Genomic DNA, 25,176 nt, shown 5'->3' with positions numbered 1-25,176 from the left:
CAAGAACCGCTGCCGACGGTCGAAGTTCCCCTGTGATGATCCGGTTTTGGTTGAAACGTTTGGGCGAGTTGCGAGTTGGAAGGAAAACGCCTGCAGCAAAGGGAACCTTCATGCGTCGTGTTCTTGTCGCCATCGCCGCAATCTTCATTCTCCTTCTCGCGCTGGGCGGGGTGCTTGTCCTTCTCAACCGGGAAGAGGCGACCGTCTCCGTCGAACAGGGCTACGGAACCTCGCCTGCCCTTCCCGCGCCGAACCCCACGCTATTGCCCACAATAAACGTCGCCGATGCGGCCATGTGGGGTGAAGGGGAAACACCGGTGCCTGTGTCGGGAATGGCCGTCGGTTCCTTTGCCACGGACATGGACCACCCTCGCTGGCTCCATGTTCTTCCCAATGGAGACATTCTGGTTGCCGAAACCAACAAGCCACCCAAGGAGGACGAAAGTTTCAGTCTTCGCGGCTTCTTCATGAAGGTATTCATGAGCCGCGCGGGCGCTGAGGTTGCAAGTGCAAACCGCATCACGCTGCTGCGCGATACCGACAAGGATGGCGTCGCGAACGAACGATACCCCTTCCTTGAAAACCTGAACTCCCCGTTTGGTATGGCTCTTTCTGGCGGCGTCCTCTACGTCGCCAACACGGACGCGATCCTGGCGTTCCCCTACCAAGATGGCGTCACCACTATCCGCTCGCCCGGCGAGAAAATTGCTGATTTGCCGGCTGGCCCCATCAACCATCACTGGACGAAGGATATCATCGCCAGCAGCGATGGCAGCAAGCTATTTGCAACCGTCGGCTCAAACAGCAATGTCGGCGAGAATGGCATGGAGGCGGAAGCAAACCGTGCCGCCGTTCTGGAAATCAATCTTCACGACCGAAAAGTGCGCCTGTTCGCGTCGGGGTTACGCAATCCCAATGGCTTGGCATGGCAGCCGCAATCCGGCGAACTATGGGTGGCCGTCAACGAGCGTGACGAGATCGGCAGCGATCTCGTGCCGGACTATATGACCTCAGTGAAGGATGGCGGATTTTATGGTTGGCCATACAGTTACTTCGGCCAGCACGTCGATATCCGCGTGACCCCGGCCCGGCCGGACCTGGTTGAGAAGGCGCTCGTCCCGGACTACGCGCTCGGCCCCCACACGGCCTCGCTTGGACTGGTCTTCAACGGCGGAGATCTCTTTGGACCGGAATTTAAGCATGGCGCCTTCGTCGGCCAGCACGGCTCGTGGAACAGGCGTCCACGCAGCGGTTACAAGGTCGTTTTCATCCCCTTCGCGCAAGGCAAACCCTCCGGTGCACCCGTCGATATCCTGACGGGTTTCATCGGCAGCGACGATAAGGCACGCGGTCGGCCCGTCGGCGTTGCGATCGACCGTGAGGGTGCCCTGTTGGTTGCCGATGATGTCGGCAATACGATCTGGAGGGTAACGCCCGCCATTTAGTTTGCGTGCCGCTTCACGCGGATCTGCGTCGATGACTGAAAGGATGTGCAAATGAAACAGAGTGAAATCACAAGCCGGCTCAAGGATCTGGCCGCGCATTACATCACGCTTGGCGGACAGCGCAAAACCGCACTCGACGACAATGAAATCTCTCTCCGGCTCTGGGAGACTGAACCTCCGGAAGCGGAGAGGTTCTGGCAGGAAAACATCGCCTCCCTGCCTCGGCAAAAGCGCGAGGAGCTGGAGACATTTCTCCCGACAATCAACCATCTATGAGGCGTTCATCATGTCGAACAACATTCAAAACCCGGACTCCGAGGCAAAGTTGAGCGGTGAAAGCGACACGACGTTTGGCCGCTCTACCGAAAGTCAGGCGCAATTTAATGATGCAAGGAGCCTGGCTTCAGCCACCGTCGGCATCGGTGACCCGCTGAACGTGTACAGGCTCGTCCCGACCGCGCCGCAAAGCGATCCGAGATGGCGCAATTCTCCATTTCAAGGGGAGGTGGTTGTCGCTGCGCGCACGGCCGGCGACGCACGAGTAGTCGCGTCGGGATGCGAGCTTGATTTCATGGAGGTGGATGCAGCACCGGCCGAGGGCGTTAGCACGGCAGATGCGAGCGCGTTTCGTGACGAAAAACTGTATTCGGTTGTCGAAATCGAGCGAGGACGGCGCGACCTCCTTCGGGGAAAGCTTGAGGGCACCGTCTCCGTCGCGACCATCAAGCCCGTTCAAATCTAGCGCGTTTGAGCCCCGCTTTTATTTCTCGAGATGTGTTTGGTCGCCGGCAAGCTCAGCTGCCTCGACAGGGAACAAAGACGCCCCTTCGTGGTTGAGCAGATGGTTGATGCTATGTTGGCGGTCGACGATGTCTCGATGAGAACGCACGGGAGGAGGTGCCATGAAAGAAGTAACGACCCAAGGGCCGACGCCAGAGGATGTCGCCATGCTGCGAAGGGTTCACGACCGGGCGTGCCTGAGCGCCAACATCCAGCGCAGGGGAGCGCGCGGTGAGTATGTTGCAAGGTTCATTGCCGATGAATTTGCCATGGGAAACCGCGACGAAACCTCGCTCTCGGAATGCGCTCTCTGGCTCGTTCGTCCACGAACGCACACGGCTTCGGACAAAAGTTATCGTATCGATATCTCAATCTATGCTTTGTATTGAGGTCAGCCGTCGTTGCCCTCCGGGCCGCTTTCCCAACCGAACACGCTGCGCCCGCCCAGTGTAAAAGAGCGGTCGAACTCGCCTGCGACAATGTCATTTAGGTCCGGTCCGGTCGCATAATGCTCCAGGCGCCGCGCTTGGTCGTCCAGGCGTTTCAAGGCATTGAGTTCCTCGCTTCTCCCCAGACGGGCGCGACGGACCGCCGACTTCATCACACGTATTGTTTCATCGTAGACCTTAAGCGGAACGGGAAAGGGATGGCGATCCTTGCCTCCATGTGCGAGCGAGAAGCGAGCCGGGTCGGCAAAGCGGCAGGGAGCGCCATGGATCATTTCAGCCACGAGCGAAAGTGCTTCAACGGTTCGCGCGCCGATCCCCGGCGTCAGAAGCAATTCCTGAAAATCCTTCGGGCCGCGATCTGCTGCCGCAGCCAGAGCGGCGTGCAATCGTTTCATATTGACATCACTTTGACGAACGTCGTGATGAGAGGGCATTACCACGTGCGGCAGCAACAACTGGTCCGATGGGGGTGATGATTGGCCGCTCGTTCCTTTCAGACCTACCAGATCTGAAACGATACGATCCGGCCCGGCTTGGGATAGAAGATCCAATTGGCGTTCCCGCGAGGCATTTGCACGGCTGTCTGACAGGTTTAGTATCCGCCCCTGGTTCTGGCCATCGATTGCCGCATGGGGTGAATCAAGAAAGTTTTTCATCCCTTCGGCGAGCCAGTGGTATCGCCTTGCAGTCTTTTGGGCCCCGTTCATGCCTTGTTGAACCACCATCCACTTCCCGTCGTCGGTCACGACAAAGCCATGCAGATAAAGATCAAAACCGTCCTGGACCGCGGCGCTGTCGATCTTGGCGACCAGGCGACTTGTCTTGGCCAGTTCATCGCCGTCGATGCCGACCTTCGCTGCTATTGCGAGGAGTTCGCCGGGGGTCCTGCGCGACTGAGCGCCACGACCGCCGCAGACGTGGACACCGAGTTCGCTGGCCCTAGGCTGTAGCCCACGTTTCAGCGCGCCGACCACACTTGTAGTGATCCCGGACGAATGCCAGTCCATGCCCATGACGGAACCAAACGACTGGAACCAGAAAGGATTGGCCAATCGACGCAAAAGCTCATCGCGGCCGTAGTGGACGATGATAGCCTCGCTGAGGACCGCTGCCAATTTCGCCATCCGATCAGATAGCCAGCGCGGCACGCGGCCCCCATGCAGAGGCAAGTCGGCGCTGCCCGTTCGATTTGCCATTCCTGTTGTCTCATTTCTTGGCCGGCTGCTAATGGCAATCAAGCGGAGCGGGTGCCTCGTGCTTGACGCCGTCAGTTAATTGAGAATGGTCGACTAAGGAATTGAGAGCCTCTCTCACCGAACCGCCATGGTCGATCAGCGTCCTTCGTAATGCCAATACGCACCCCTGTCACCACCTCTACTGGCACACTTGCGGGCTGAAGCTGAAACGGCGCCATTGTCAGCGGTGCTCCATCCAGATCCCCGGTAACACCCAATGCCTGTGCCAGGCGACCTGGTCCGGAACAAAGGGCGCGCGCCCTCCCACCTCCCCTCCGGCTTTCCATGTCGGCCAATCCCGTGGTTGGTGCCAACGCCCTGATCAAGACCGCGCTTCCCGGCAGACAGACGAAGTTTAGACACCAGTGAATCCCATAGGTCCTGTAGACATAGGCGTGGGCTGGATTTCCAAACATCGTTGCATTTGACCCTGTCGGGCCACGAAAGCTATGAGACGCGCGGTCGTTTTCCGTGTAAGCCTCTGTTTCGACAATCAAGCCACCTACGCCGGCCACAAGAAGCGGGCAGCCAATGAGCTCACGAGCGACCTGAACGGCGTCCCTCGAGAAAAAACCAGAATCCAGCATTCGCCGCGAACGCTCCTTTGTAGGCGCGAGGTCAACGAGCTTGGGAACTGTCCATCGGCATTGCAACCTCGATGTGCCATTTCCGGCGGGTGGGTTATCTTGGCTTCGAACACTAAGGCAAACAGGTTATTGCTTGAAGCCGGCCTCCTCCACTGCGTTGACGAAAGCGATGCGCGACAGGTAAGCTGGGGCGTTTCCGGAAAGAACCTGTGAACATGCTGCCAAAGCGGAGGTGTAGGAGGCGCCAGTAGAATGCGCCGGCCATCGGCGCGAGAGGATCTCGTGGGCTTCCCGCGCATTGGCGACGATCTCGGCATTCTGTGCATCGGGCAATTGTATGAGAACAGGTTCGTTCCACGGTCCGGGATTTGGTGACATCGACGATAGTCCTTTTCATCTCATGAGGGTGCGTGCCATCACCTGTGTCATCCACCCGCAAGGGGGGGTGAACATGTGACACTCCGCAGATCGCGTCGACGCAAACTTCTGCTCGGCGTTTGTCCTGAGGAGACCCGCGCGGGCCCTTGCCACGGAACCGATCCTTGCGCCGGCGCTGTTTCGCAGCTTCGTGGCGACCCGGATGCAACCCCATCTCGCGCCTTTTCTCAGATCGACGTCTCAAGGGCGCGGCCGTAGCGTTCCTCGCCTTCAAATCCGTGTTGTGCCATCGGAGTGTCTCCTTGAAGGACACACAACAATGTTTGATCCATTCTGTTCCGCGTCGACCGACAGAACAATCACCTTTGGTTAGTCGAAGGTGGATTGATCGTTGACAATGTACGAACAGCAGTTGCCCCTCTCTCAGGCTTTGACGGAGAAACGGGCAAGGAGCGGCAGGTGGTCAGACGCAAGCCTGGCCAATCCGGATTTGACAGTTTCGATCGATAAGAGTTGCAGCCAACCATTGTGCATAACGTGATCGAGTTGCAGAATTGGAAACCGGGATGGAAAGGTAGGGCAACGCTGCACCCTTGCCGAAAACAATACATCGGAAAATCTCTCGAAGGCCCCGGACCCTGGGACCGCATTGAGATCCCCAACGAATGCGGTCGGCTTGTCAACGCAGCGCTCGTTCCCAAGCCAATCATCGCCGAGCAACGCGTTCGCTTGAGCGATACGCTCCCGCCGTCTCAAACCCAAATGCGTATTGACCACGTTCACACTCCTGTCGGCGATATGGATTTCCACCCACAAGGCGCCCCGCGGTTCGCCGATAGACGGCAATGGGCCTGCCCGCACAAGTTCGGATCGGTGCGCTGTCAATACGGCATCTCCATACAATTCCTCTTCAAGGTTGAAAGCGGGGTGAAAATGAGACCGCATCTGCAGGTGTTCGGCGATGGCTTCGGCTTGATCAATCGACTGTGTGCGTTGCCGTCCAACATCCAGTTCCTGCAAAGCGATCACGTCCGCGTCGCATGATGCGATCACGTCTGCCACTCGCTTGGGATCAATGCAGCGGTCGGTGCCCACACAGCTGTGGACATTGTAGGTCAATATAGAGAATTCCATTGGACAAGCCCTGTGAGATTTCACTTTGACAGGAACAGGCGGGACCGGCTTTCGTTCCGCCCGCGGCATCGTGTGAACAGCCGGACTCCTAAAATCCCCGCTTCCTGCACGCTCGCAATGGAAACTGCCTTTTCCTATTCTTTGTCGTGCCCGGCTGGGTTGAATGCCGCCTCCTCGGCGAAAATTGTCCAGGCGGAGATAAAGAGTGCTGCGATCAATGGTCCAACCAGCAAGCCATTTGCCCCGAGGACCGATAGACCACCGAGCGTCGAAAGCAGCACGACAAAGTCGGGCATGCTGGTTTCGCTACTAACCAGCCGCGGGCGAAGAAGATTGTCGACGAGTCCTATTGCCAGAACCCCCACAAACACGAGGAGCACGGCCTTCAGCCACAACCCGCCAACAGCAAGGTAAATTGATGCGGGAGCCCAGACGATAGCGGTGCCGAGGACCGGAAGAAGTGAGAAAAAGAACATCACAACGGCCCACAGCATTGCCGGCTCCAAGTCGAGAAACCAGAAGGCAAGCCCTCCGATCGTGGCTTGGACCAAGGCAATGATGAGGCTGCCACGAACGGTGGCTTTAACAACAGCAGTGAATTTATCTGCGAATTTGCGTGTATGATCATCACTGAGAGGAACCGCGTTGCGGACAGCTCGTACGAGCTCACGGCCGTCCCTGAGGAAGAAGAACAGGAGATAGAGCATCACGCCGGCCGAAATAACAAAACCAAACGTATTTTGGCCCAGGCTGAGCGCGCGACTGGCAAAAAAGCCCCCTCCCTCGACAAGTCCGGCCGATAGAGAGGCATTCAGGTCCTTGAAGCTTTGGATGTCCAACTGTTGCAGCCAGGTGGTGACGAATTCCGGCAAGATGGATTCTAATTTTTCCGCCAAAGGCTGCAAGTCAAGTGAGCCGCTTTTGATCTTTGTGTAGAGCTTGCCGCCTTCCTTAAGCAATGCGCCGAGTACTGCCAGTCCCGGCACGATGACCAGAAAAATGCAGCCGCCGACACTGATGGCGGCAGCCTGTTGGATCTGCGACCCCATCTGTCTTCGACAAGGCGATGGAGCGGATGAAACACGATGGCCAAGACAAGCGCCCACAGGATGGCGGAAAAAAAGGGCACCATAATCCCTACGAACGCAAGCGTGACCAATGTAAGCAGCAGATAAAAGCAGATCCGATGTAGGGCCATTGGCGTCCTCCAGGGTAAGGCGTTTGGCTGCCGCGCAGTCATCCCTTCAGATGGAAACGCCTGGGCTCAGGGATCGTTTCGATGCTTCCGAACGCGTTCGGGGAACGATCGCTACGGGCGGAGGTTGGAGTAGCCGAGAGCGTTCTTATGAGTGCCCCGGTATGCCTATCCAATATGCAGTCCGGGAGATTGATCGTGAGGTGTCAGATGGCAAAAGAGAAACGAGCAAAGAAGAAAAATTCAAGGAAAGTCACAAAAGAAAAGATCGAGCCGATGAGAGCAGCCGAGATGTCAGCGCCCCAGCAGGCTTTCGAAAACAGAACAGCCTCGCGGTCGATGGTCGCACGCCAGTACGTCCGTTCGAAGTTGGTTCGATCGATGATGTCGCTTCTGTCTTCCTATATCAACCAGGCAGGCCAACGTTTTTGGCTAAAACGAATGCGGGACGATGTGAACAAGCGCGAAAGGCAAAAGGTCCGTGGTTGAACCGGTGCGATGCCATGTAGAACCGACATCGAGCGTGCTTTAGACAGCAATGGAAAGGATCGAAACGAGAGCCGAAACGAGTTGGTCCTCGTCGGCGGGCTTCTCCAGGCTTTTTACCGCAAAAAACTCTTGCGGAACCACCGTTCGGTCATATCCAGTGAGGAAGATAAAGGGAATTGAACGACGCGCGAGTTCACGCGGTATTTCAAAGGACGGACCTGCACCGATATTGATGTCCACGACCGCTGCCGAAATATACATGGAAGAAAGATGCATCATGCAGCCGTCGATCGATGGACACGGACCGACCACTTGTGCGCCGGACAGACTGATCACTCGAACGATTTCGTCCGCCTGAAGAAAGTCATCCTCCAACACAAGGATTGTTTGTCCGGCGAGTTGCATGAATGGATCCTTGGCTGGTCGACGATCAATGGGAGTGCAAAGCATCGGGCTAAACGGACTGCTGCTCTATAACGCCCCAGACGTCCAAGAGTTCAAACCAGCGAGTTCGCAGTTGCCGCCAGCGCGATGTACGCACGCAGAAGACTTGGCGAGCGCAGCCTACCCCGCGCGCACGTTGCCGATGACGCTTCGCCCACGCGGATGGAATGTCCGCCCAACGCGTTGGCTGCTGCAAACATCGTTTCGTCCGTCAGGTCGTCTCCAATCGCCAGGGGAAGTCGGCCCCGGAACGTTGGCTCGGCCATGAAGCGCTCCAGCGCGTCGGCCTTCGAGGCGCGAGACGGTCGAAGTTCGCAAACCATCTTGCCCAGCTGCAGGGCCCAATCAGGTCCAGCCATTTCGGCGTACCGCCTCATCATGCCTTCCACTGTAGCAGCCATCGATGGAGCCAGTCGGAAGTGCACGGCAATTGCAGGTCCTTTATCCTCCACCATCACGCCCGACAATTTTCTCGTTTCAGCAAGAAGGTTGCCTTTCAAGACAGCGAAGGCTTCAGGGACCTGACGCAGCGTGAGTTCCCCGGTCGTCCCCCGCAATTCTCCCCCGTGCAGGCCGGCCATGGGAAACTCAAAAGGGTGAAACAGACCTTCCGCGTAAAGAAGCGCGCGACCCGTTACAATTGCCAACGCGCCGTCCATTCGCCGCGAAAGTCGGTGGAGGTGCTCCCCTAACTCCGCTGGAACACGAATAGCGTCCGGCGTTTCAGCGATGTCGAGCAAGGTGCCGTCAATATCCAGAAAAAGAGCCCAGTGGCCCGGGCGACCTAGTAGATGCAGTAGGACGGGATCCAGATCGGATGTTTGAAGGTCCACCGGCACTTCGTTGCGAGGGGAAGTCATCGTCTACCAGATAGGATTGTGTCGCTTACCGGCAAGTGGGGTGAACGGAAAACTTGGCGTTCGTCTCTTGGCGATCGCACCTCAGGAACAATGAAGCATCTGGCGAATTTGGATGATAGCAATTGCAAGGAGGTCGATATGTTGGAGAGCCCTTTCTTTTCCCCGGAGGAGATAATCACCGGGCTTCTCGCCACGGACGTTGATAGGGTCCTCAAGGCGGGTTCACTGGTCCTTGCCAAAGCTGCCGGACTACCGTCGGAGGAAATCTTGAAGGCAGTGCGGGAAAGTGAGAAGCTAGGTTCCACTGCTAATAGTGCTGGCGTGGCAATTCCGCATGCTTTTCTTCGCAAACTGCCGGAACCACTCAAGCTTTTGATCCTTCTTCGGGACCCCGTTATCTTCAACCACGACATAAATGTACCCGTCGATGTCGTCATCATGTTGATCTGGCCGACGTCGCGCCAGAATGGCTTTCTGCCTGCACTTGCCCGTCATTCCCGAATCTTTCGGGACCCAGAACTGTTGGCGCGGCTGCGCGCTGCGCGCGACGTGACCGATGTTATCGTTGCACTTGGCGATCACAGTCGGGGGACCCCTACAGTGCGCAGCGGTCAGGGACTGTCGTTACGATGAGGCCTGCTCAACTCAACCCGAAGAACGAGAGAACGGCGATCACGATGACGACAAGTCCGACGAGATAGACAATCTGGTTCATATCCACACTCCTTTGCTGTGAGGTCGTAACAACGAGCGAGACGGTGTGTTCCCCGGTGGTAGCTCTTTCTGCCCATCAGTGTGGAACACTTGATCGGTTGGGCTGTTCTAGTCCTCGCACGCAACAAGGAATTCCCATGGCTCGTTCACCCGTGGCGCTCGTGACCGGCGCCGGCTCCGGCATCGGCAAAGCCGTAGCGCGCCGTTTGGCTCGCGAGAAAGTGGCTGTCGGCGCGCTAGGACGTGGCCTTACCGATTTGCGCCGAACGGTCGACACCATCAATGCGGAAGGTGGTCGGGCTATGGTGCTTGAAGCAGATATAGCTGATGAAAAACAGATGAGATCGGCTATCGAGCTATTAGTCGATCAGGAAGGGCACCTCGATTTCGTTGTCGCCAATGCCGGCATTAATGGGGTCTGGGCGCCCATTGATGACATTAAACCTGATGAATGGGATGAAACGATCGCGGTCAATTTGCGCGGAACGTATCTTACGCTCCATCTGACCATACCGTATCTAAAGGCGAACGGAAGCGGATCCATAGTTGTCATTTCCTCGATCAATGGCACTCGTACGTTCACCACTCCTGGCGCCACCGCCTATGTTGCAAGCAAAGCCGCCCAAGTTGCAATGGTGCAGCAACTCGCCCTTGAATTGGGCAGGCATCACATTCGGATCAATGCCGTTTGTCCAGGAGCGATCACCACAAAGATAGGCGATAACACGACCTTGCGCGGCGAGGAAGAAACGGCCATCCCGGTCGAATGGCCAGAGGGGGACGTTCCGATCACCGGGGGGAAGCCGGGGTTGCCTTCCGACATCGCCGATGCCGTCTGGTTTCTGTGTTCAAGCCAGTCACGACATGTCACCGGCAGTCCCCTTTGGGTCGATGGAGGCCAGGGGCTTCTTCGCTGACGCGAAGTTGGCCGAAGTCTCCCATCGTTGAAAGGATCGAAAGGGCCCCCACCAAACTCCACTCGAATCTGCGACCGAGGGAACATTGTCAAGCAGAGCGCATTCCTTCTGATGACACTCCCTCCTAAAGAGACAAGGTGGCGTTTTATGACCATACATGCTGAACGAGAACCAGCTGCGATCGAGGACCAGGTGGTGGATCTAATTCCGGCCTTACGGGCCTTTGCTCGTACCTTCGTTTCTTCGCGATATGAAAGTGACGATCTGGTGCAGGAAACCCTCTTTCGGGCACTACGCAGCATCGACCGTTTCGAGGTTGGGACAAACCTCAAATCCTGGCTTTTCACGATCATGCATAATACGTTCCGGACACAGTACAAAGTGCGCAGACGAGAAGCTCCCGGCGTCATTGATTGTGCCGACATGCCCATCGCGATCCCGCCGTCGCAGGAGTGGTTCGTCCTGGACCTGGACATGCGCGCGGCGCTGCTGGCGATGTCGCCAGAACATCGTGATGTCCTTGTACTCGTCGCTGGGTATGGAATGAGCTACAAGGAAGCCGCTGATGTATGCGACTGTGCGATCGGTACCATCAAAAGCCGCCTCAATCGAGCTCGCGAGGAACTCACGAACAAAATGAGTGGCAATCCAATCCTTTAGGTCAGATCAAGGCGAGCCAATGCTGGCCCTATCTCTTTGATATCAGTTCTTTTTCACAACGCTTAGGTTCGGGCATGTCGCGATTTTTGTGCGCTTGGCGCCCGAAGCCGAAGTCCGCGCAAGCACCGTCGAGGCTACGTTTGGAGTTCCCCTTTCCTGTCGAATAGTGGAGTGGTGTCCGTCGATTCCGCGGCTCGCTTCTTCGCCGTTTCGCCGTGACGTGTCGCCTAGCATTCAGGAAGACTCCTCGGTTTCCCAAAGCCAATACGCCAAGCGCTTTATCATCTCTCATACCATGCGGTGCGGCAACCGCCATCGACCGCTCATGTTCCAGATGTCCTAACCTCACCCGACGCGCGATGGTGCTTTAGGACCCCGCGGCTTGCGACAGGAAGACGGACACAGACTGGCCCTCTATCATATCGACCTCGCCACATTCCGGTATTGTACTGGTCTTGCCAGAACTGTCGAATGCACGCTGCCACGAGCGATGGGCCGGTTCAGGCAGCTTCAGCTCACACGCGTCACCCGCATTGAAGACCAGTAGAATCTGGGTGCCTGTCAGTTCTTGATGTCCGGTCAACAAAACGACCAGATGGTGCCTGTCCATTTCATGCCAGTTCTCCTCCTTCAGCGGCCGCCCATCCAGACCCAGCCACTGGACAGTCACACTGTGTGGATCGCCGACCTCGCCGGTCATAAACCGGTCGTGGCGAAGCAACTGAAAGCGGCCTCGAAACTCGATCGCGGCGCGACAGAATGAAAAAAAGTCGGGGTCCCCGCCGTCCCAGTCGATCCATCCTATTTCGTTATCCTGGCAGTAGCTGTTGTTATTGCCGTTTTGGGAGTTGCTCAACTCATCGCCCCCGAGCAGCATTGGCACGCCTTGACTGAACATCAGCGTGGCCATCATCGCGCGCCGACGCCGGGTTCGCGCCGCCAGAATATCCCTATCCTCCGTTGCACCCTCCGCGCCGAGATTGTGCGAGTTATTGTTGGAATGTCCGTCCTGATTGTCTTCACCGTTTGCGTCGTTGTGCTTTTCATCGAAGGCCACAACATCGGACAAGGTGAAGCCATCATGCGCACTGAGGAAATTGATGGAGGAAGTCGCGGCCCGCCCGGAGTGATCGAACTGGATTGGGGAGCCGACTACGCGTTCAGCCAGCGTCGGCAACACGCCTTGGTCTTGTCTCCAAAAGCGACGAACATCATCCCGAAACTGATCGTTCCACTCGCGGAAAGGATGGGGAAATCCGCCAAGCTGATATCCGCCCTCCCCAATATCCCAAGGCTCCGCGATAAGCTTGACGCCCGCGAGGACCGGATCCTGCCGGATTGCATCGAAAAAGCCGCCGTTCCTGTCAAACCCATCCCCCTCCCGCCCGAGCGTGCTTGCGAGATCGAAACGGAAACCGTCCACATGCATGACGGTGACCCAATATCGCAGGCTGTCGAGAACCATGCGCATGACCATCGGGTGGGCGACGTTGAGGGTATTGCCCGTTCCAGTCGTGTCAAACGTATGACGCATCTCATCTGGCGACTGCAGATAGTAGCTAAGATTGTCGATGCCCCGAAAGCTCAGCGTCGGACCACGTTCGGAGCCCTCGCCGGTATGATTGTAGACCACGTCCATTATGACTTCGATGCCAGCGGCGTGGTATGCCTTGACCATAGCCTTGAACTCGCCAATGCCCTCGGAAAGATATCCAGGTTCGGGCGCGAAGTATCCAAGAGGCTGGTAACCCCAATAATTGGTGAGGCCCTTCTCGATGAGGTGCCTGTCATTGATGAAATGCTGGATCGGAAGCAGCTCAATGGCTGAAACCCCCAAGCTGGCGATATGATCGATCGTTGCGGGGTGGGCCATTCCCTTGAAGGTTCCGCGGATGGCGTCCGGCACTTTCGGGTGAGTCATGGTGAGCCCGCGCACATGCGCTTCGTAGATGATGGTATCAGTCCAGGGTCGACGAATTGCCTCCTCTCCCGACCAGTCAAACTCCGGGTCCTCGACGACGGCCTTGGGCATGAATGCAGCGCTGTCGCGGTGATCGAATGACATATCGCAATTCTTGTGACCGATCGTGTAACCGTAAAGTGCATCGTCCCACTTCAGGCTTCCGATGATCTGTTTCGCGTAAGGATCAAGCAGCAGCTTGTTCGGATTGAAGCGGTGGCCCTTTCTTGGTTCGTATGGTCCGTGAACGCGATATCCGTAGACGACGCCGGGTTTGATCCCCTCGATGTAGCCCGTCCAGATATCACCCTCCCGCTCAGGCAGTGGCATGCGCGCTACCTCTTTTTCTCCATCGTTTGAAAAGAGGCACAACTCAACCTTCTCGGCATGTGCGGAAAAGAGGGCGAAATGAGTCCCTTGGCCGGTGTATTCGGCCCCGAGTTCCGGCTTGAGAAAATCGAGCTTAGAAAAAGTCAGATCCATTGTGACCCCGCGGCTCAAAAATGCAGCCCAGTACGAGACCAGCTGGCGAGGCTTGAACGCTGATCCACCCCCTTTGTTCCCGGCGGCATTTTTCTCTTTTGTCAGGAACGTTGGAGTGCTTCCCGGGTTTGTGTGGTGCAACGCAGGGAATCTACGGAATGCTTATCCAAAAAGTTGAAGACAATCTTTCCCCAGTCTGGGGAACGTCCATAACGTCGCCGCCCGGCAAGACATTGTTTCGCATCTGGGCGCCTGACGAGCAGCGGGTGGGCCTTGCCTTGTGTGGGCAGGAGCTGGAGATGTCGCACGCTGGGGACGGTTGGTTTTCCTTGCACTGCGATGTGCAAGCAGGAGCCGAGTATCAGTTTGTTCTAGCCGACGGAACAATGGTAGCTGATCCTGCCTCGCACGCCCAAGTGGGCTCGCTTGAAGGTCCTTCGCTCCTGGTCGATCATTCGATCTACCAATGGAAGCATGACGACTGGCGTGGGCGCCCTTGGACCGATGCTATCATTTCGGAGATACACGTCGGAACGTTTTCGCCGGAAGGAACGTTCCTTGCGGCGATACCTCGACTTGCCGAACTTGCCGAGATCGGTATCTCGGCAATCCAGCTCATGCCGGTGGGACATTTTCCGGGAGATCGCGGATGGGGGTATGATGGTGTCCTCCACTTCGCACCCCACAACGCCTACGGCACCCCGGATGATCTCAAAGCACTCGTGGACGCCGCCCACGGACTTGGCATGATGGTCATTCTTGACGTGGTGTACAATCATTTCGGTGCGCGAGGAAATAAGTTGTCACGCTATGCCTCCGCATTCTTCAATGGCGATCGAGATACACCGTGGGGCGCTGGCATCGATTTCGATCGTCCCGAGGTCCGTCGATATTTTCTTGACAATGCATGCCATTGGCTGGGCCGGTTTCGTATTGACGGTCTGCGGTTCGACGCGGTGGAACATATCACCGACACAGGAAAGCCGCCTTTCCTGGAACACCTCGCTGTATCATTGCGTGAAAGCTTTCCCGATCGAAAATTGCATCTGATCGTGGAGGATGCCGAGCGGCGACCGCGGTTGGTGGCCCATGACGAAGACAGACCTTTATTGTTTTCGGCGGGATGGAACGATGACTTCCACCACGCTTTGCACGTTCTGCTGACGCACGAACACCATGGTCACTATAAACCGTTCGCCGCCGAGCCGACGGAAGTTCTCAAGGAGGTGCTGGCCACCGGCTTCAACTCTCGCACGTCAACTGGCAAAAAGGCGCGAGTTCCGCTCTATGCCCGCGTCAGTTTCCTGCAAAACCATGATCAGGTCGGCAACCGTTTGCTGGGCGACAGGCTCGTGAGCCTTATCGGTCAGGACAAGATGGATGTCCTCACATCTTTGCTGCTTCTCACTCCTCACATCCCGTTGCTGTTCATGGGTGATGAATATGGGGAAACAAGTCCGTTTCACTTCTTTGCCGATTATGGTGGAGAGATGGCGACGTCCATTAGAATGGAGCGCCCGCAAGAGGCACGTAACTTTGGTAACGTCCCGCGCGATCTGAAGATCGAGGACCTGCCAGACCCCATTGGGCGCGAAACCTTCCTTTCATCCAAATTGGACTGGCAGAAAGCGGAGAGTGCCTCGGGGCGCAGGACGCGCAAGCTAATTCGCGAACTAACACATCTACGGTTCAAGCATGTGGTGCCGCTCCTTCCGATGGGGCCACCGCTCGTACAGGTTGCAGCTACCCGTGCGGGTATCATCGCTGTTGACTGGCAATTCGGTGATGACTGTCTGCAGTTGCGTGCAAATTTTTCCGAAATGCCGTGCAACGCCACGCCAGTCAGTGGTTCGACCATATGGCGGTGCGGTGGCAAATTCCATGGTCCAGAAATGCCACCGATGTCACTCTTGATAGCGGTAGATAGCAAAAGCCCAAGGTCCGACCGCTGATTGGCCGCAACCTATCGCACTACCGCAGCCATACCGGCAGCTGAGAGCAGTCGACAAGTTGTCGGTTACGCCCCTTATAGCCAAGGGTTTCCCAGGCGAACTCCTGGGCTGCCCGCCGCGCAGCGTCGCGGTCTGGATATTGGTCGGGCAGGACATAGTCCCTCGATCCGCACGACAGCAACGCGCGGTGACTTAGCAGGTCGAAGTGCAGCTGCAGCTTGTCGGCGGTATCCATGTCCAATCTCCTTCGTATCCTCAACAGCGACCAGTCGCGAAAGTTCCGCCGCTCAAAATACCGTCATCCAGATACCTCGCCAAAAAAGTGAGTTGGGATCCTCCATTTTTTCCAGCTGACCGGCGGCCTCCAGACGGTCCAATCGGTCAGTGCGCGGCGGGATGGGATCCTCCCGTTCGGCGCTCTTTTCACGAGAACGACCAATCACGTTCTGGTTACCCGTCAAAATCCATGGCATCGAAGTCCCTCACACTCCCTGGAGCCTCGACCCGTTGCCCGGTTAAAGGGCAATGCGCGACGGAAACAGTGTCTCGTCGGTCCCGTCTACGGTTCCTTAACGAACAAGCGATTCAACCGTTTGTTCCCGGAATCGCCAATATTCCTTTCAGGCCTTTTTACCTGGAACATTCCGCCCCCGCGCTGGGTTGGACCTCGGTCTGGAGTGGTGACCGGAGCATAAGAAGGGATGGCGGATATGAACATTCTTGCCGTGACAGCAGAAATCTTCCCCTTGGTGAAGACCGGTGGACTGGCCGATGTCGCGGGTTCTTTACCGAAAGCCTTGGCGGCATTTGGAGTGCGCGTGAGAACGCTCGTCCCTGGATATCCGACAATCCTTCGCGCCTTGCCTGAAGCATCGGTTGTGAGGAAGTACGATGATCTTTTTGGCGAACGGGCAAAACTCCTTTCCGCTCAATTCGATGGACTGGAGCTTCTGATACTCGACGCTCCAGCGTTCTTTGACAGGACGGGAGGGCCGTATCTTGATGTTCATGGAAAGGACTACGCCGATAACTGGAAACGCTTCGCCGCACTCTCCGCCGTTGGGTCGGATATCGGGGAAAACGGCGTCGCCGGTTGGAGGCCATGCATCGTTCATGCGCATGACTGGCATTCGGCGCTGTCGCTGGTTTATCTCAAATATGGGCGACAGCCCGATATCCCTCGAGTGCTTACCGTTCACAACCTGGCGTTCCAAGGTCAGTTCCCCGCCTGCCACTTTGCCCGGCTAGGGCTGCCAGACGAAGCTTACGCCGAGGTGCTGGAATACTACGGCGAGCTCGGTTACCTCAAGGCGGGCGTGATGAGTGCTCACACTATCACAGTGGTCAGCCCCACCTACGCGCGCGAGGTTATGTCGCCGGAGGGAGGGATGGGCCTTGATGGCGTGATGAACGCACGCCATGACGATGTCGTGGGGATTGTCAACGGGATTGACCTCGACGTTTGGGATCCGTCCCGCGATCCCCATATCAACTACCCGTTTTCGTCTCGCACTCCCCTGAAGCGCCTTGGTAATCGTAAAGACCTGCTGGACCATTTCGATCTTGCGGACCGCAACGGCCCAGTGTTTGCAAGCGTCAATCGCCTGACTTGGCAAAAGGGAATGGACCTCCTTGCCGATGTCGTCGATGAGTTTGCCACGCGGGGTGGAATGCTGGTCGTTCATGGACAGGGAGATCCCGCCATTGAACGGAAATTTATCAACGCTGCCCAGAGGTACCCCGACCATGTCTCCGTTCGCATCGGCTATGACGAAAGGCTCGCCCATCTTATCCATGCCGGTTCCGACGCGATGCTGGTCCCGTCACGCTTCGAGCCCTGTGGCCTCACGCAGTTATACGCGATGCGGTACGGTTGCGTTCCGATTGTCGCGCGTACGGGCGGCCTTTCCGAAACGATCATTGATGCCAACGACGCCGCAGTTCACGCGCAGGCCGCGACTGGCATTCAATTCCTGCCCATAGACCACGCCGGACTAAGGCATGCCTTGAGGAGGGCCTTCAAGCTATATCGCAGACACCGATCCTGGGACAGGCTTAGACGACAAGCGATGAAGGCCGACAGTTCCTGGGAGCGAAGCGCTAGTCAATATTGCCAACTCTATTCCCGACTGCTGAGCAAGGAGGAGGAGTTTCGGCGCACTGCCTGACGCTTGCACCCTGAGGGGTGTGTGGGGCGCCGGTCGAAGTTGATCCCATGGAACAAGCGTACCCCGTGCCCCGTTGGCCACACTAACAAACCGGTTGTTGTTGATGGAAAGTCGTCTTGCTGACTTCGCTGCGGTGTCCGCTCTTCTGAACCCCTCTCACTGTTAATCCATTACGGCCTTTCGACCCCGGGCGTGGTCGTCCTGCTCGCTATGCGCTGCTTGTTTTGGTGTTCGTCACGCTGTTTGGCCAGTTCGGGTGCAGACGACATCGATTGTAGTGGCAGTGCGCGGCAGGCCTGCCGGTCGGTCTGGCAGTCCACGGAACATTGCAGGAGATCGCAGCGGGGATCATGCTTCTCGTCTCGCTCCATCATCTCTTCGAAACGGAGCTGCTGACCAAGGATTGTCTTTACCTCATGGCGCCAAACTCCACGACCTGGAACACCCCGATCACAACCATGGCCTTGAGTTGCAAAGGCGGCTGCCATCGCCAATCACGTCACGTCACTGTCGGGAAAGTGGGCGCAAGGTTTTGGCTTTCGAGGCGACGAGCGCGTGACGGCTCATCCCGGTCCTCACATCCATGCCCATGATCTGACGGCGGAAAAACAGACGTGAAACCGGAATATGGGGCACGGGCCGTAAAATCGACAAAGGCGAAGGACGAGAGCATTGCAGGGGCAAAACGAGAGCACGCTGGTGCCGGCGTTGCTTTGAAATGGCTGGATCGGGGCAGGTCCTGCGTCCTCGACTAATCCCGGTCGATAAACTTGTTGAAACGGCTGAGCTTTCCGTCCGACGTCTTTTCCTGGTGCAGGAATTGCAGTTTGTTGTGATCGAAGATCGTGAAGAACTCATCCCAAGAAATGGTTTCGAGGTTTTCCTCCCGCTCACCAAAGTCTATGCGCAACACGCCGTCGCTCGACGCACCCTTGACGCGGGATGGACGGCCTTTTCGCTTTTCCACCCACGTCCTGATGGTTTCATGATCCTTTGTGGCAACCGCTTCGCTCATTGCATCCTCCATTGTTGCGGCAATCGAACCTTTAGGGACGACGTTTGTTCCCGCCACATCGGGCCCGGCTTCCACGTGAGGCGGGTGCGTCCCGCAGTGTGCAAGTCGATCGTGACTATGGAGTTTGGAGCCTAGTTTGGTCCGAAGGGGCTCTGGGCAAAGACGGCGAGCATGATCTGGTGGAGCCATGTATCCAGGTCTTGGCCCTCAGCTCTGGCTGACACCTCGCAAATCGCCCTCTCAAGCGTCCTCTCAACCAAGGCGTCCGCCGCGCGCGGAGAGGGCAAGAGCAAACGAGCACGCAATCGAAGCGCAGGCACGAGTTGAAGAACGCATTCCTCAAGTCCCTCGCGCCTCATTGGAGGTAAGGTCGCCAGGCTCCTGAGACGCTGTTCAAACACTGCATTCACGAGATCGCCGGAGCTTGCCGACTTGCTGATCTTCATTGCGCTCGAGAACCGCTTCGGAACTTCGAGGTCATAACCGGTATAAAAGACCACCGGGACGTCCCGTCTCGCGAGCTCGTCTGCAACGGGATAGATGAGCTCGCCGTTCAAATTGATGTCGAGAACGGCAACATCGATCTCGGGCGCCCCCTTGAGTCGTGCCAGTGTCCGCTCAACCGAAGGCAAAGGACCGACAACGGTAGCACCCGCGCGTTCTAGCCACGATGCTATGTCGTCCGCCAACAGGAACTCGTCCTCCGCGATCAACACGCGCATCGGATGGCGATCTGACATTCCTGCACCTTCCTGGGCTGACGTTCAATGTTCGGTTGCGCGGCTCTTTTTTATGGGCGCGGGCGTCGAACGCGCGTCAAGCGCCTTCTGTAGACGGTTTGCAAGTAGCAAAAGCGCGTCAGGCGTGTCATCGATAGCGACGCCGCGATCTTCTTCGCTCAGGGAGCCGGAATCCGCTTCAACGCCATAATCGCCCTTTTTTTCCGATACCATCACACTCGCCTGAGTTTTCTTGATCGCGTCCTTACCGCCATTCCATCACGATATGATTTCCTCGCTTACAAGCCAAGAAAACTTTTCGGGGCGCGTGGAACGGCGACCTCCGCTGAACGTTGAAACGACGAAACGAACGTTCGCACTTGAGGCCCTAATGAAATGCCGTCTTCCCTGGCACATAAGTCTACCTATGACCCAGCCGAGGAAATCCCGTCGGTTTGGCTTTGCCTTCCCGGCGGCGCTACGATTACCTTGAAGTGCCCAGCGAGATTTTTGAGGCTTTCAGTCAGCCTTTGCCCAGGGTCGATTCATCAATGACCATGTTCGCAATGAATTCAGGTCCAGGTGCGGTGAAGATATTGGTCTTTCCTGACGACGTCTGCCGGCCGGCCAGCATGTTTCCAGCGGTCCTAGCGCACAAATCTGAGCAGAAACGCCAATGCCGCCTATAGCCGGAAATTGCGGAACATGGCGTCCATCTTCCAGTTCGGTCCCATTTCGTTTCGCATTCCGGGAGGGCGACATGGAAGAAGAAGTACAATTGGATCTGTACAGATCTGAGCTGGAAGTTCTTGATCGAGTCTTCCAGCGTGCGTGCCTCCTTGCAAACAGGCAAGTCCGTAAAGACGACGCTGAACGCCTTGTGAGGTTTATCCTTGAGCAGTATCGGCAAGGCAACATCAACGAAACGACGCTGAGTGCCTGTGCCATATGGTGGTTGCATAACAGGTTCCATCCTACGTTCATGCAAGGTGAGTGTATCGATATTTGGTTCGAGCGCTGACCACCCTCGAATCGAGAATGTCGTCCGCCAGTTGACCGCGGAGTGAACGCATCGCGCGCTCACGCGTTACCTGCTTAAGCATGGTATGGAGCGCACAGGATGCGTGGCGTATTCGTCAAGCCGGGAGCCGACCAACCTGGGTTCGCGGTGGAACTTGAATATGATCGTGGAACTTTGGAGAGGTTCCGTCAGAAGTTTCCACGCGCTCGTTGGCGCCCTGAGGAAAAAAGTTGGTTCGTACCGGGCACCACCGCGGCTCGGCGGGTGGCGAGCTTCCTCGAGTTCGAAGCCACGCGCAGCGACCGCTTTGCCGATGAAAAGGGTCGTGACGGTTTCTCATTTGAGCCCATCGTCAGTCCGTATCTGGAAGCATCATCCGATCTGATTGTAAAAACGCCCTTTTCGCACGGGGTGGTGAAACTCCTGCGTTCGCTGCCTCTTGCTCGATGGGATCGAGTGGAGCGCGCTTGGCATTTGCCTTTCCGTTCTTTCGAAGCACTAAAGGCCCTATGGCCGAGCCTCGAAGAGGAGGCTCACCGCGCCGAGCCAGGAGAGAGGCGCCGCCGGCGCGAAGTGGAACGTGGAACCAACAAGGCGATGCTCGCCAGGAAAAGGGCATCGGAGCTTGCAAGAAGGCGCCATCCCCTGCTGGCAGCCGCGTTGCCAGCCCTCGGGCGCCCCGTGGATACCGCAACATGGGGCATGGTCTCGTTTGAGAAGGTGACCGGAGAGGTGGTGGGCACGGATGTCTTGGAGAGCCTTTATCCCGACCTTTATCGTCTTGCTGGGGCTGGCCATTACGTGTGGGGAAAATGGCGACGACCGTCATTGGCGGAGCTTGTCCGCGAATGGCCCGCACGAGACCCTCCGACCATTCAGCAAATGCGGCGAGGATGGTGGCGTCCACTGCGCCCCGAACTCACTGAGGCCCGGCGGAAGGCACGCGCCCGCGAGCGCCGTTAGTATGTCAGTGGTACCGTGTCCTAACATTTGTTGCGATAGTTTGAAGGGAGTCGCTGATGCCGCTCATCCACGAAATTTACACCCTCGCGAACTAGCCAATGCAGCGGCCGGATGCAGAATTGCTTGGCGGCTCTCGGGCCATTGCTAGCGGACTTCACCGGCAAACCTGACTCTCTTGGTGCGGAACCGGCCGGATACATCGGCGATGATTTCCGTCCAATGCGCCCGAGCGGCTGGATGGGAACCTGAAGGCATCGGGGTTGCCCTCGTGGCCTTGGCGGGCGAATACGAAGCGGCGGAGCTGCGCTCGTTGACTGAAGGAGCGCGCCCTGTCTTCCGTTTCATGCAGGTTCCCACTTATCGTAGCCTCCGAGCATAAACCAACATCGCCAAGCCGAGAACGGCGATCGCGATCCCAGCTGTGACCGGCGTTGCTCATACGGCGGGAAGGCCGCACTCACTCCACCTGGTTTTGCGGCAGCCTCAAAGAGATTGCCATGACTGATGCTGGCCAGGGCTACGCGTTGAAAATATCTAGCCACGATTTTCGCCAGGATCCACGCTGAAAGCTTGAGCGCCACAAAGTGGCCAAGGCGCGCCGCGAACGCCATCGCGTCCAGTGTAAGCGACGCGAGAGAAACTTTTGCCAGATGAAGGATGGCGCGGACGGCGCGGCGCATCATAGACCGGCGGAGGTGCTGTCAGCCTGTGACCGGTATAGTTCGCTCCCCGTGCGCTATCCCTGCCGCTTCCATAAACGTTGGATATCATCGTAGATGTGAATGTCGCGATAGGATCAAAGCTCGGCGCGAAGGGATTGGCTGAACACCGTGAGGCCGAACTTAATTGCAGAATAGGTAGCCGCGAAAGGGGCGCAGGCAAGCCGCCAAAGGAAATCATGCGCCATGTTTCTGACGTTTGAATATCGGAGTAACAGCATACTCGTCGTTGAGATGTCCAATGAGGTTCGTTCGGATCACGTGCTTATGGACATCTTGGGGCGTTTCGTCGAATGGGGCTTGGTGACGTCGGTGGGGACCACCAGCACTTCGGCTCGTTCCCGGCATCGCACGGCGACCGGATGGAATGCCGAAGCATTCCGTGCCGTAATCAGCAGTCTGGCGCTTTGGCGAGAGAATGCTTCAGCGTTCGCTTGCCCGATACCTGATGATGCGGCAGTGATCACGACGACGGGTCGTTTCTTATTTTCGTTCTCTGTCGCGTCCTTTACTTAAACGGCCTCCCCCGGATAAGGGGCATCCGCAAGCAGCCTTGCGAGGTGGCTGGCGTTGCGGGCCAACATGCTGGCCATCTTCTCAACAGGCTCGGGCACTTGCTTGAGATCGGCAAAATTTGTTTCTCCCATGGCCTCGCCAACCCAGTAGCAGACTGCATTGGCGGGGATGGAGAACCCCACATCGTTCAGCGCCTGAAAAATCTCGGCTGATACATGGTGCGCACCATCCTCGTTTCCGACGACTGCGACAGCTGCCACGCGGCCATAAGAGATCATGCGGCCCTGCTCGTCTGTTTCGTCCAGGAAGGCGTCCATACGCTCAAGCACCCTTTTGGCGACGCTGGAGGGCTGGCCAAGCCAAATGGGAGTTCCCAGGATCAGAATGTCGGCGGTGAGGATCTCTTTACGGACGTCCGGCCAGTCGTCGCCTTCTCCTTCATCTGATGTCACACCGGGCAGGATTGCAAGATTGGCAAGACGGAGGTACTTGGTCTTGACACCGCTTTTCTTCAATTCGCTGGCAACCAGTTTCAGCATCCGATCGGTGGACGATGGCTCCCCAGAGCGGGTCTTGAGGGTGCAATTCAGTGCTACGGCTTGCAGCGGCATTTGGGGTTCCTCTGAGTGGCGAACATGTCACGGGCAATTCAAGTGCCTCTTCAACCAGCCGATGACCAAAGTGTTCCAAATTGCTGCATCGGTATCGGTACTAACGTGGCGTAGGGGAGATATTTCTCGATGAGCCCTGCAAAGGAGGGAACCTTTGCGCCGTCTGCTGGTTTGACACCGTGCCAGGGAGGCGCAGGCGAATATGTCCAGGCACGCCAAGGGTACCGATGTCATCAAAAGTCCGAACCGGCCGGTCTATGACGTTGTGCAATATTGCCGACAGCAAGGTCTTCCAAGCGAGGTCAGGCGACGCGTGGTTGCTTTACTCGGCGCCTATGCGAGCCGGCATGAATTGGAAGCGAATGTCCCCTCAAGACGGCAGAAGTTAGATGAATGAAAACGGTGACAAGCGGCCCATCGATGCCACTGGCCGCAGAGAAGTGAAAATCGGTGCGAGCGCCGGGCATTCACTCGATACAATTCATTTTCTCCATTACGATCTTGAAGAGTTCATAAGCGCCTATCGCCTGACACCGCTCGAAGGGCGAAAGATCTTTGTGGAAATCGGCCCACGTCGCGATGACCTGGATCTTCATATGACCATGAAATGCAATGATGGCACCCTGCAGCCGGCCCGAGAAGACTAAAGGCGCTCGCCAATTGCGCTGATTGTGATTATTGTTCGATGTCTGTCGTAAAACCGGAAAGCTGGCCCTGCAACGTCCAGTTTAAGCGAAACTTCTCGCGAATGATCTCACCCGCCGACCCGAGCGCTTGCGGCGCGACTCTTCTCAAGATCACCGATCCAAACCCCGAGCTTGGCTCCCCGGCAGCAGGAAATGGGTCAGACGTCTTCTCGTCCCATTGGACAAAGAATGTCTTCGGGTCCGCTGCTTGTCCCACGTTCCAAGAAATCGTGATCGTGCCCGGCTTTCCGCTCAAGACGCCGTGCCTTGAGGAGTTTAGTGCCAATTCATGAAATGCCATGCCGAGGTTCTCGACAGCTTTCGGTGTCAGCATCACGGCAGGCCCACGAAATGCTATGACGTCGTCATGACCAAAGGGTTTGAGCTGTATCGCAACCAGGTCGGCAAGTGCCGCACCCTCCCAATCCGCAGACACGATGAGGTCATGCGAGGCGGATAGCGCCATGATCCGTTCCGCGATGTGACGCTCGAAGGTTTGCGGATCCGTCTCGGTCCATCGCATCTGTCTTATCATCGAGAGAATGATTGCATATTGATTTTTGACGCGGTGGTTGACTTCTCTAAGCAGTACTCGGATCCGCCTTTCGCGGTCCCTAGAGGCCGTGATATCGCGCGTGATCGCCGAAGCCCCCACGATATGGCCCTGAGCGTTCTTGATGGGGGAGAGCGTCAACGATACCGTGATATAGCTCAAATCCTTGAGTTGCCTGACAGTCTCGAAAGCGGGTATATGGTCTCCGACGCCAACCCTGGCGAGGATTTCCCGTTCCTCATTTTCAAGATGCGGCGGAACTATCTTGAAGATCGGCGCCCCGATCATCTCCTTCGCGCTGTAACCGAACACCTGTTCCGCCGCCCGGTTCCAGGTTCGAACCGTACCATCCAGATCCTTGCTGATGATCGGATCGAACGAAGAATCGACGATTGCCGCCAATCTGGCACGATCAAGCTCGTGAGCATCGGACTTCGCCATTTCCCTCTGTCTTTTCATTGATTTTGTGTCCGCCCCAATCATCCCCCGGAAAGCTGGGGATCGTTCGACGCGGCCTAAACGA

Annotated in this window: 28 protein-coding genes and 1 pseudogene; 14 read left to right on the top strand and 15 right to left on the bottom strand. The window is 57.0% G+C overall.

Features of this window, described 5'->3' with window-relative positions; all coding sequences use genetic code 11:
- The first annotated feature begins 110 nt into the window (after window positions 1–110).
- The 4 genes from LPJGGPFB_RS25485 to LPJGGPFB_RS25470 all read left to right on the top strand — a co-directional run bounded on the left by LPJGGPFB_RS25485 (window position 111) and on the right by LPJGGPFB_RS25470 (window position 2,614).
- Window positions 111–1,445, top strand: a complete 1,335-nt coding sequence (locus LPJGGPFB_RS25485) for a PQQ-dependent sugar dehydrogenase (protein ID WP_173422925.1) — start codon at window positions 111–113, stop codon at window positions 1,443–1,445.
- 51 nt (window positions 1,446–1,496) lie between these two features.
- Complete coding sequence (locus LPJGGPFB_RS25480; RefSeq protein WP_173422714.1) at window positions 1,497–1,721, top strand: hypothetical protein; 225 nt, start codon at window positions 1,497–1,499, stop codon at window positions 1,719–1,721.
- 10 nt (window positions 1,722–1,731) lie between these two features.
- Entirely contained in the window at window positions 1,732–2,187 is a 456-nt protein-coding gene (locus LPJGGPFB_RS25475; protein WP_173422713.1) for a hypothetical protein, read from the top strand.
- 160 nt (window positions 2,188–2,347) lie between these two features.
- Window positions 2,348–2,614 (top strand): hypothetical protein, encoded by a 267-nt coding sequence (locus LPJGGPFB_RS25470; protein ID WP_173422712.1) that lies wholly within the window; start codon window positions 2,348–2,350, stop codon window positions 2,612–2,614.
- Between the two features lie 2 nt (window positions 2,615–2,616).
- On the opposite strand, the gene LPJGGPFB_RS25465 is transcribed toward LPJGGPFB_RS25470, so the two are convergent.
- The 5 genes from LPJGGPFB_RS25465 to LPJGGPFB_RS25445 form a co-directional block, all read right to left on the bottom strand.
- Window positions 2,617–3,870 (bottom strand): DUF763 domain-containing protein, encoded by a 1,254-nt coding sequence (locus LPJGGPFB_RS25465; RefSeq protein WP_173422711.1) that lies wholly within the window; start codon window positions 3,868–3,870, stop codon window positions 2,617–2,619.
- A gap of 71 nt (window positions 3,871–3,941) precedes the next feature.
- Window positions 3,942–4,496 carry a DNA-3-methyladenine glycosylase gene (locus LPJGGPFB_RS25460; RefSeq protein WP_173422710.1) on the bottom strand — a complete coding sequence of 185 codons (555 nt, stop codon included), beginning with the start codon at window positions 4,494–4,496 and terminating at the stop codon, window positions 3,942–3,944.
- A gap of 126 nt (window positions 4,497–4,622) precedes the next feature.
- Complete coding sequence (locus LPJGGPFB_RS25455; protein ID WP_173422709.1) at window positions 4,623–4,874, bottom strand: DUF982 domain-containing protein; 252 nt, start codon at window positions 4,872–4,874, stop codon at window positions 4,623–4,625.
- Window positions 4,875–5,297: 423 nt separating this feature from the next.
- Complete coding sequence (locus LPJGGPFB_RS25450) at window positions 5,298–5,993, bottom strand: endonuclease/exonuclease/phosphatase family protein (RefSeq protein ID WP_234903039.1); 696 nt, start codon at window positions 5,991–5,993, stop codon at window positions 5,298–5,300.
- A 149-nt stretch (window positions 5,994–6,142) separates the two neighbouring features.
- The gene (locus tag LPJGGPFB_RS25445; RefSeq protein ID WP_234903038.1) at window positions 6,143–7,057 is read right to left on the bottom strand and encodes an AI-2E family transporter; all 915 of its coding nucleotides are present in this window, start codon (window positions 7,055–7,057) and stop codon (window positions 6,143–6,145) included.
- Window positions 7,058–7,413: 356 nt separating this feature from the next.
- Here LPJGGPFB_RS25445 and LPJGGPFB_RS25440 point away from each other — a divergent pair, with 356 nt between their 5' ends.
- Window positions 7,414–7,692, top strand: coding sequence for a hypothetical protein (locus tag LPJGGPFB_RS25440; RefSeq protein ID WP_173422707.1), 279 nt, complete (start codon window positions 7,414–7,416; stop codon window positions 7,690–7,692).
- A 39-nt stretch (window positions 7,693–7,731) separates the two neighbouring features.
- On the opposite strand, the gene LPJGGPFB_RS25435 is transcribed toward LPJGGPFB_RS25440, so the two are convergent.
- Complete coding sequence (locus LPJGGPFB_RS25435) at window positions 7,732–8,097, bottom strand: response regulator (RefSeq protein ID WP_173422706.1); 366 nt, start codon at window positions 8,095–8,097, stop codon at window positions 7,732–7,734.
- A 92-nt stretch (window positions 8,098–8,189) separates the two neighbouring features.
- Entirely contained in the window at window positions 8,190–8,996 is an 807-nt protein-coding gene (otsB, locus tag LPJGGPFB_RS25430; protein WP_173422705.1) for a trehalose-phosphatase, read from the bottom strand.
- 90 nt (window positions 8,997–9,086) lie between these two features.
- On the opposite strand from otsB, the gene LPJGGPFB_RS25425 reads away from it, so the two are divergent.
- The 3 genes from LPJGGPFB_RS25425 (at window position 9,087) to LPJGGPFB_RS25415 (ending at window position 11,287) form a co-directional block, all read left to right on the top strand.
- Window positions 9,087–9,629, top strand: coding sequence for a PTS sugar transporter subunit IIA (locus LPJGGPFB_RS25425; RefSeq protein WP_173422704.1), 543 nt, complete (start codon window positions 9,087–9,089; stop codon window positions 9,627–9,629).
- 218 nt (window positions 9,630–9,847) lie between these two features.
- Window positions 9,848–10,627, top strand: coding sequence for an SDR family oxidoreductase (locus LPJGGPFB_RS25420; RefSeq protein WP_173422703.1), 780 nt, complete (start codon window positions 9,848–9,850; stop codon window positions 10,625–10,627).
- A gap of 147 nt (window positions 10,628–10,774) precedes the next feature.
- Window positions 10,775–11,287 (top strand): sigma-70 family RNA polymerase sigma factor, encoded by a 513-nt coding sequence (locus tag LPJGGPFB_RS25415; protein WP_173422702.1) that lies wholly within the window; start codon window positions 10,775–10,777, stop codon window positions 11,285–11,287.
- A 367-nt stretch (window positions 11,288–11,654) separates the two neighbouring features.
- Here LPJGGPFB_RS25415 and glgX read toward each other — a convergent pair whose 3' ends face one another.
- Window positions 11,655–13,730 carry a glycogen debranching protein GlgX gene (gene glgX, locus LPJGGPFB_RS25410; protein WP_173422701.1) on the bottom strand — a complete coding sequence of 692 codons (2,076 nt, stop codon included), beginning with the start codon at window positions 13,728–13,730 and terminating at the stop codon, window positions 11,655–11,657.
- Window positions 13,731–13,888: 158 nt separating this feature from the next.
- Here glgX and treZ point away from each other — a divergent pair, with 158 nt between their 5' ends.
- Complete coding sequence (treZ, locus tag LPJGGPFB_RS25405; protein WP_173422700.1) at window positions 13,889–15,682, top strand: malto-oligosyltrehalose trehalohydrolase; 1,794 nt, start codon at window positions 13,889–13,891, stop codon at window positions 15,680–15,682.
- A gap of 19 nt (window positions 15,683–15,701) precedes the next feature.
- On the opposite strand, the gene LPJGGPFB_RS25400 is transcribed toward treZ, so the two are convergent.
- Window positions 15,702–15,917, bottom strand: a complete 216-nt coding sequence (locus LPJGGPFB_RS25400; RefSeq protein WP_173422699.1) for a hypothetical protein — start codon at window positions 15,915–15,917, stop codon at window positions 15,702–15,704.
- A gap of 475 nt (window positions 15,918–16,392) precedes the next feature.
- Here LPJGGPFB_RS25400 and glgA point away from each other — a divergent pair, with 475 nt between their 5' ends.
- Window positions 16,393–17,850, top strand: a complete 1,458-nt coding sequence (gene glgA / locus LPJGGPFB_RS25395; RefSeq protein ID WP_173422698.1) for a glycogen synthase GlgA — start codon at window positions 16,393–16,395, stop codon at window positions 17,848–17,850.
- Between the two features lie 206 nt (window positions 17,851–18,056).
- A pseudogene (locus LPJGGPFB_RS33775) lies at window positions 18,057–18,305 on the top strand (mechanosensitive ion channel family protein); the annotation flags it as partial.
- A 296-nt stretch (window positions 18,306–18,601) separates the two neighbouring features.
- Here the strand turns inward: LPJGGPFB_RS33775 and LPJGGPFB_RS25390 are convergent.
- The 4 genes from LPJGGPFB_RS25390 to LPJGGPFB_RS25375 all read right to left on the bottom strand — a co-directional run bounded on the left by LPJGGPFB_RS25390 (window position 18,602) and on the right by LPJGGPFB_RS25375 (window position 20,557).
- The gene (locus LPJGGPFB_RS25390) at window positions 18,602–18,865 is read right to left on the bottom strand and encodes a hypothetical protein (RefSeq protein WP_234903037.1); all 264 of its coding nucleotides are present in this window, start codon (window positions 18,863–18,865) and stop codon (window positions 18,602–18,604) included.
- 131 nt (window positions 18,866–18,996) lie between these two features.
- Window positions 18,997–19,605 (bottom strand): response regulator, encoded by a 609-nt coding sequence (locus LPJGGPFB_RS25385; protein WP_173422697.1) that lies wholly within the window; start codon window positions 19,603–19,605, stop codon window positions 18,997–18,999.
- A 24-nt stretch (window positions 19,606–19,629) separates the two neighbouring features.
- The gene (locus LPJGGPFB_RS25380) at window positions 19,630–19,818 is read right to left on the bottom strand and encodes a hypothetical protein (protein WP_173422696.1); all 189 of its coding nucleotides are present in this window, start codon (window positions 19,816–19,818) and stop codon (window positions 19,630–19,632) included.
- A gap of 289 nt (window positions 19,819–20,107) precedes the next feature.
- Entirely contained in the window at window positions 20,108–20,557 is a 450-nt protein-coding gene (locus LPJGGPFB_RS25375; protein WP_173422695.1) for a hypothetical protein, read from the bottom strand.
- A 147-nt stretch (window positions 20,558–20,704) separates the two neighbouring features.
- Between LPJGGPFB_RS25375 and LPJGGPFB_RS25370 the strand changes: the two genes are divergently transcribed.
- Both LPJGGPFB_RS25370 and LPJGGPFB_RS33770 read left to right on the top strand, forming a co-directional pair.
- Window positions 20,705–21,568, top strand: a complete 864-nt coding sequence (locus tag LPJGGPFB_RS25370) for a hypothetical protein (protein ID WP_173422694.1) — start codon at window positions 20,705–20,707, stop codon at window positions 21,566–21,568.
- Between the two features lie 905 nt (window positions 21,569–22,473).
- Window positions 22,474–22,803, top strand: coding sequence for a hypothetical protein (locus LPJGGPFB_RS33770; protein WP_427858414.1), 330 nt, complete (start codon window positions 22,474–22,476; stop codon window positions 22,801–22,803).
- Here LPJGGPFB_RS33770 and LPJGGPFB_RS25360 read toward each other — a convergent pair.
- Window positions 22,800–23,414 carry a flavodoxin family protein gene (locus LPJGGPFB_RS25360; RefSeq protein WP_173422693.1) on the bottom strand — a complete coding sequence of 205 codons (615 nt, stop codon included), beginning with the start codon at window positions 23,412–23,414 and terminating at the stop codon, window positions 22,800–22,802. The genes LPJGGPFB_RS33770 and LPJGGPFB_RS25360 overlap by 4 nt on opposite strands.
- Before the next feature lie 389 nt (window positions 23,415–23,803).
- Here LPJGGPFB_RS25360 and LPJGGPFB_RS25355 point away from each other — a divergent pair, with 389 nt between their 5' ends.
- Window positions 23,804–24,061: a hypothetical protein gene (locus LPJGGPFB_RS25355; protein ID WP_173422692.1), complete on the top strand. Its 258-nt coding sequence runs from the start codon at window positions 23,804–23,806 to the stop codon at window positions 24,059–24,061.
- A gap of 28 nt (window positions 24,062–24,089) precedes the next feature.
- Here LPJGGPFB_RS25355 and LPJGGPFB_RS25350 read toward each other — a convergent pair whose 3' ends face one another.
- Complete coding sequence (locus LPJGGPFB_RS25350) at window positions 24,090–25,094, bottom strand: PAS domain S-box protein (protein WP_173422691.1); 1,005 nt, start codon at window positions 25,092–25,094, stop codon at window positions 24,090–24,092.
- Between the last annotated feature and the right edge of the window lie 82 nt (window positions 25,095–25,176).

Source organism: Ensifer adhaerens, assembly GCF_013283195.1.
Lineage (GTDB): Bacteria > Pseudomonadota > Alphaproteobacteria > Rhizobiales > Rhizobiaceae > Ensifer > Ensifer adhaerens_G.
This window is presented reverse-complemented; position numbering and strand designations above follow the sequence as displayed.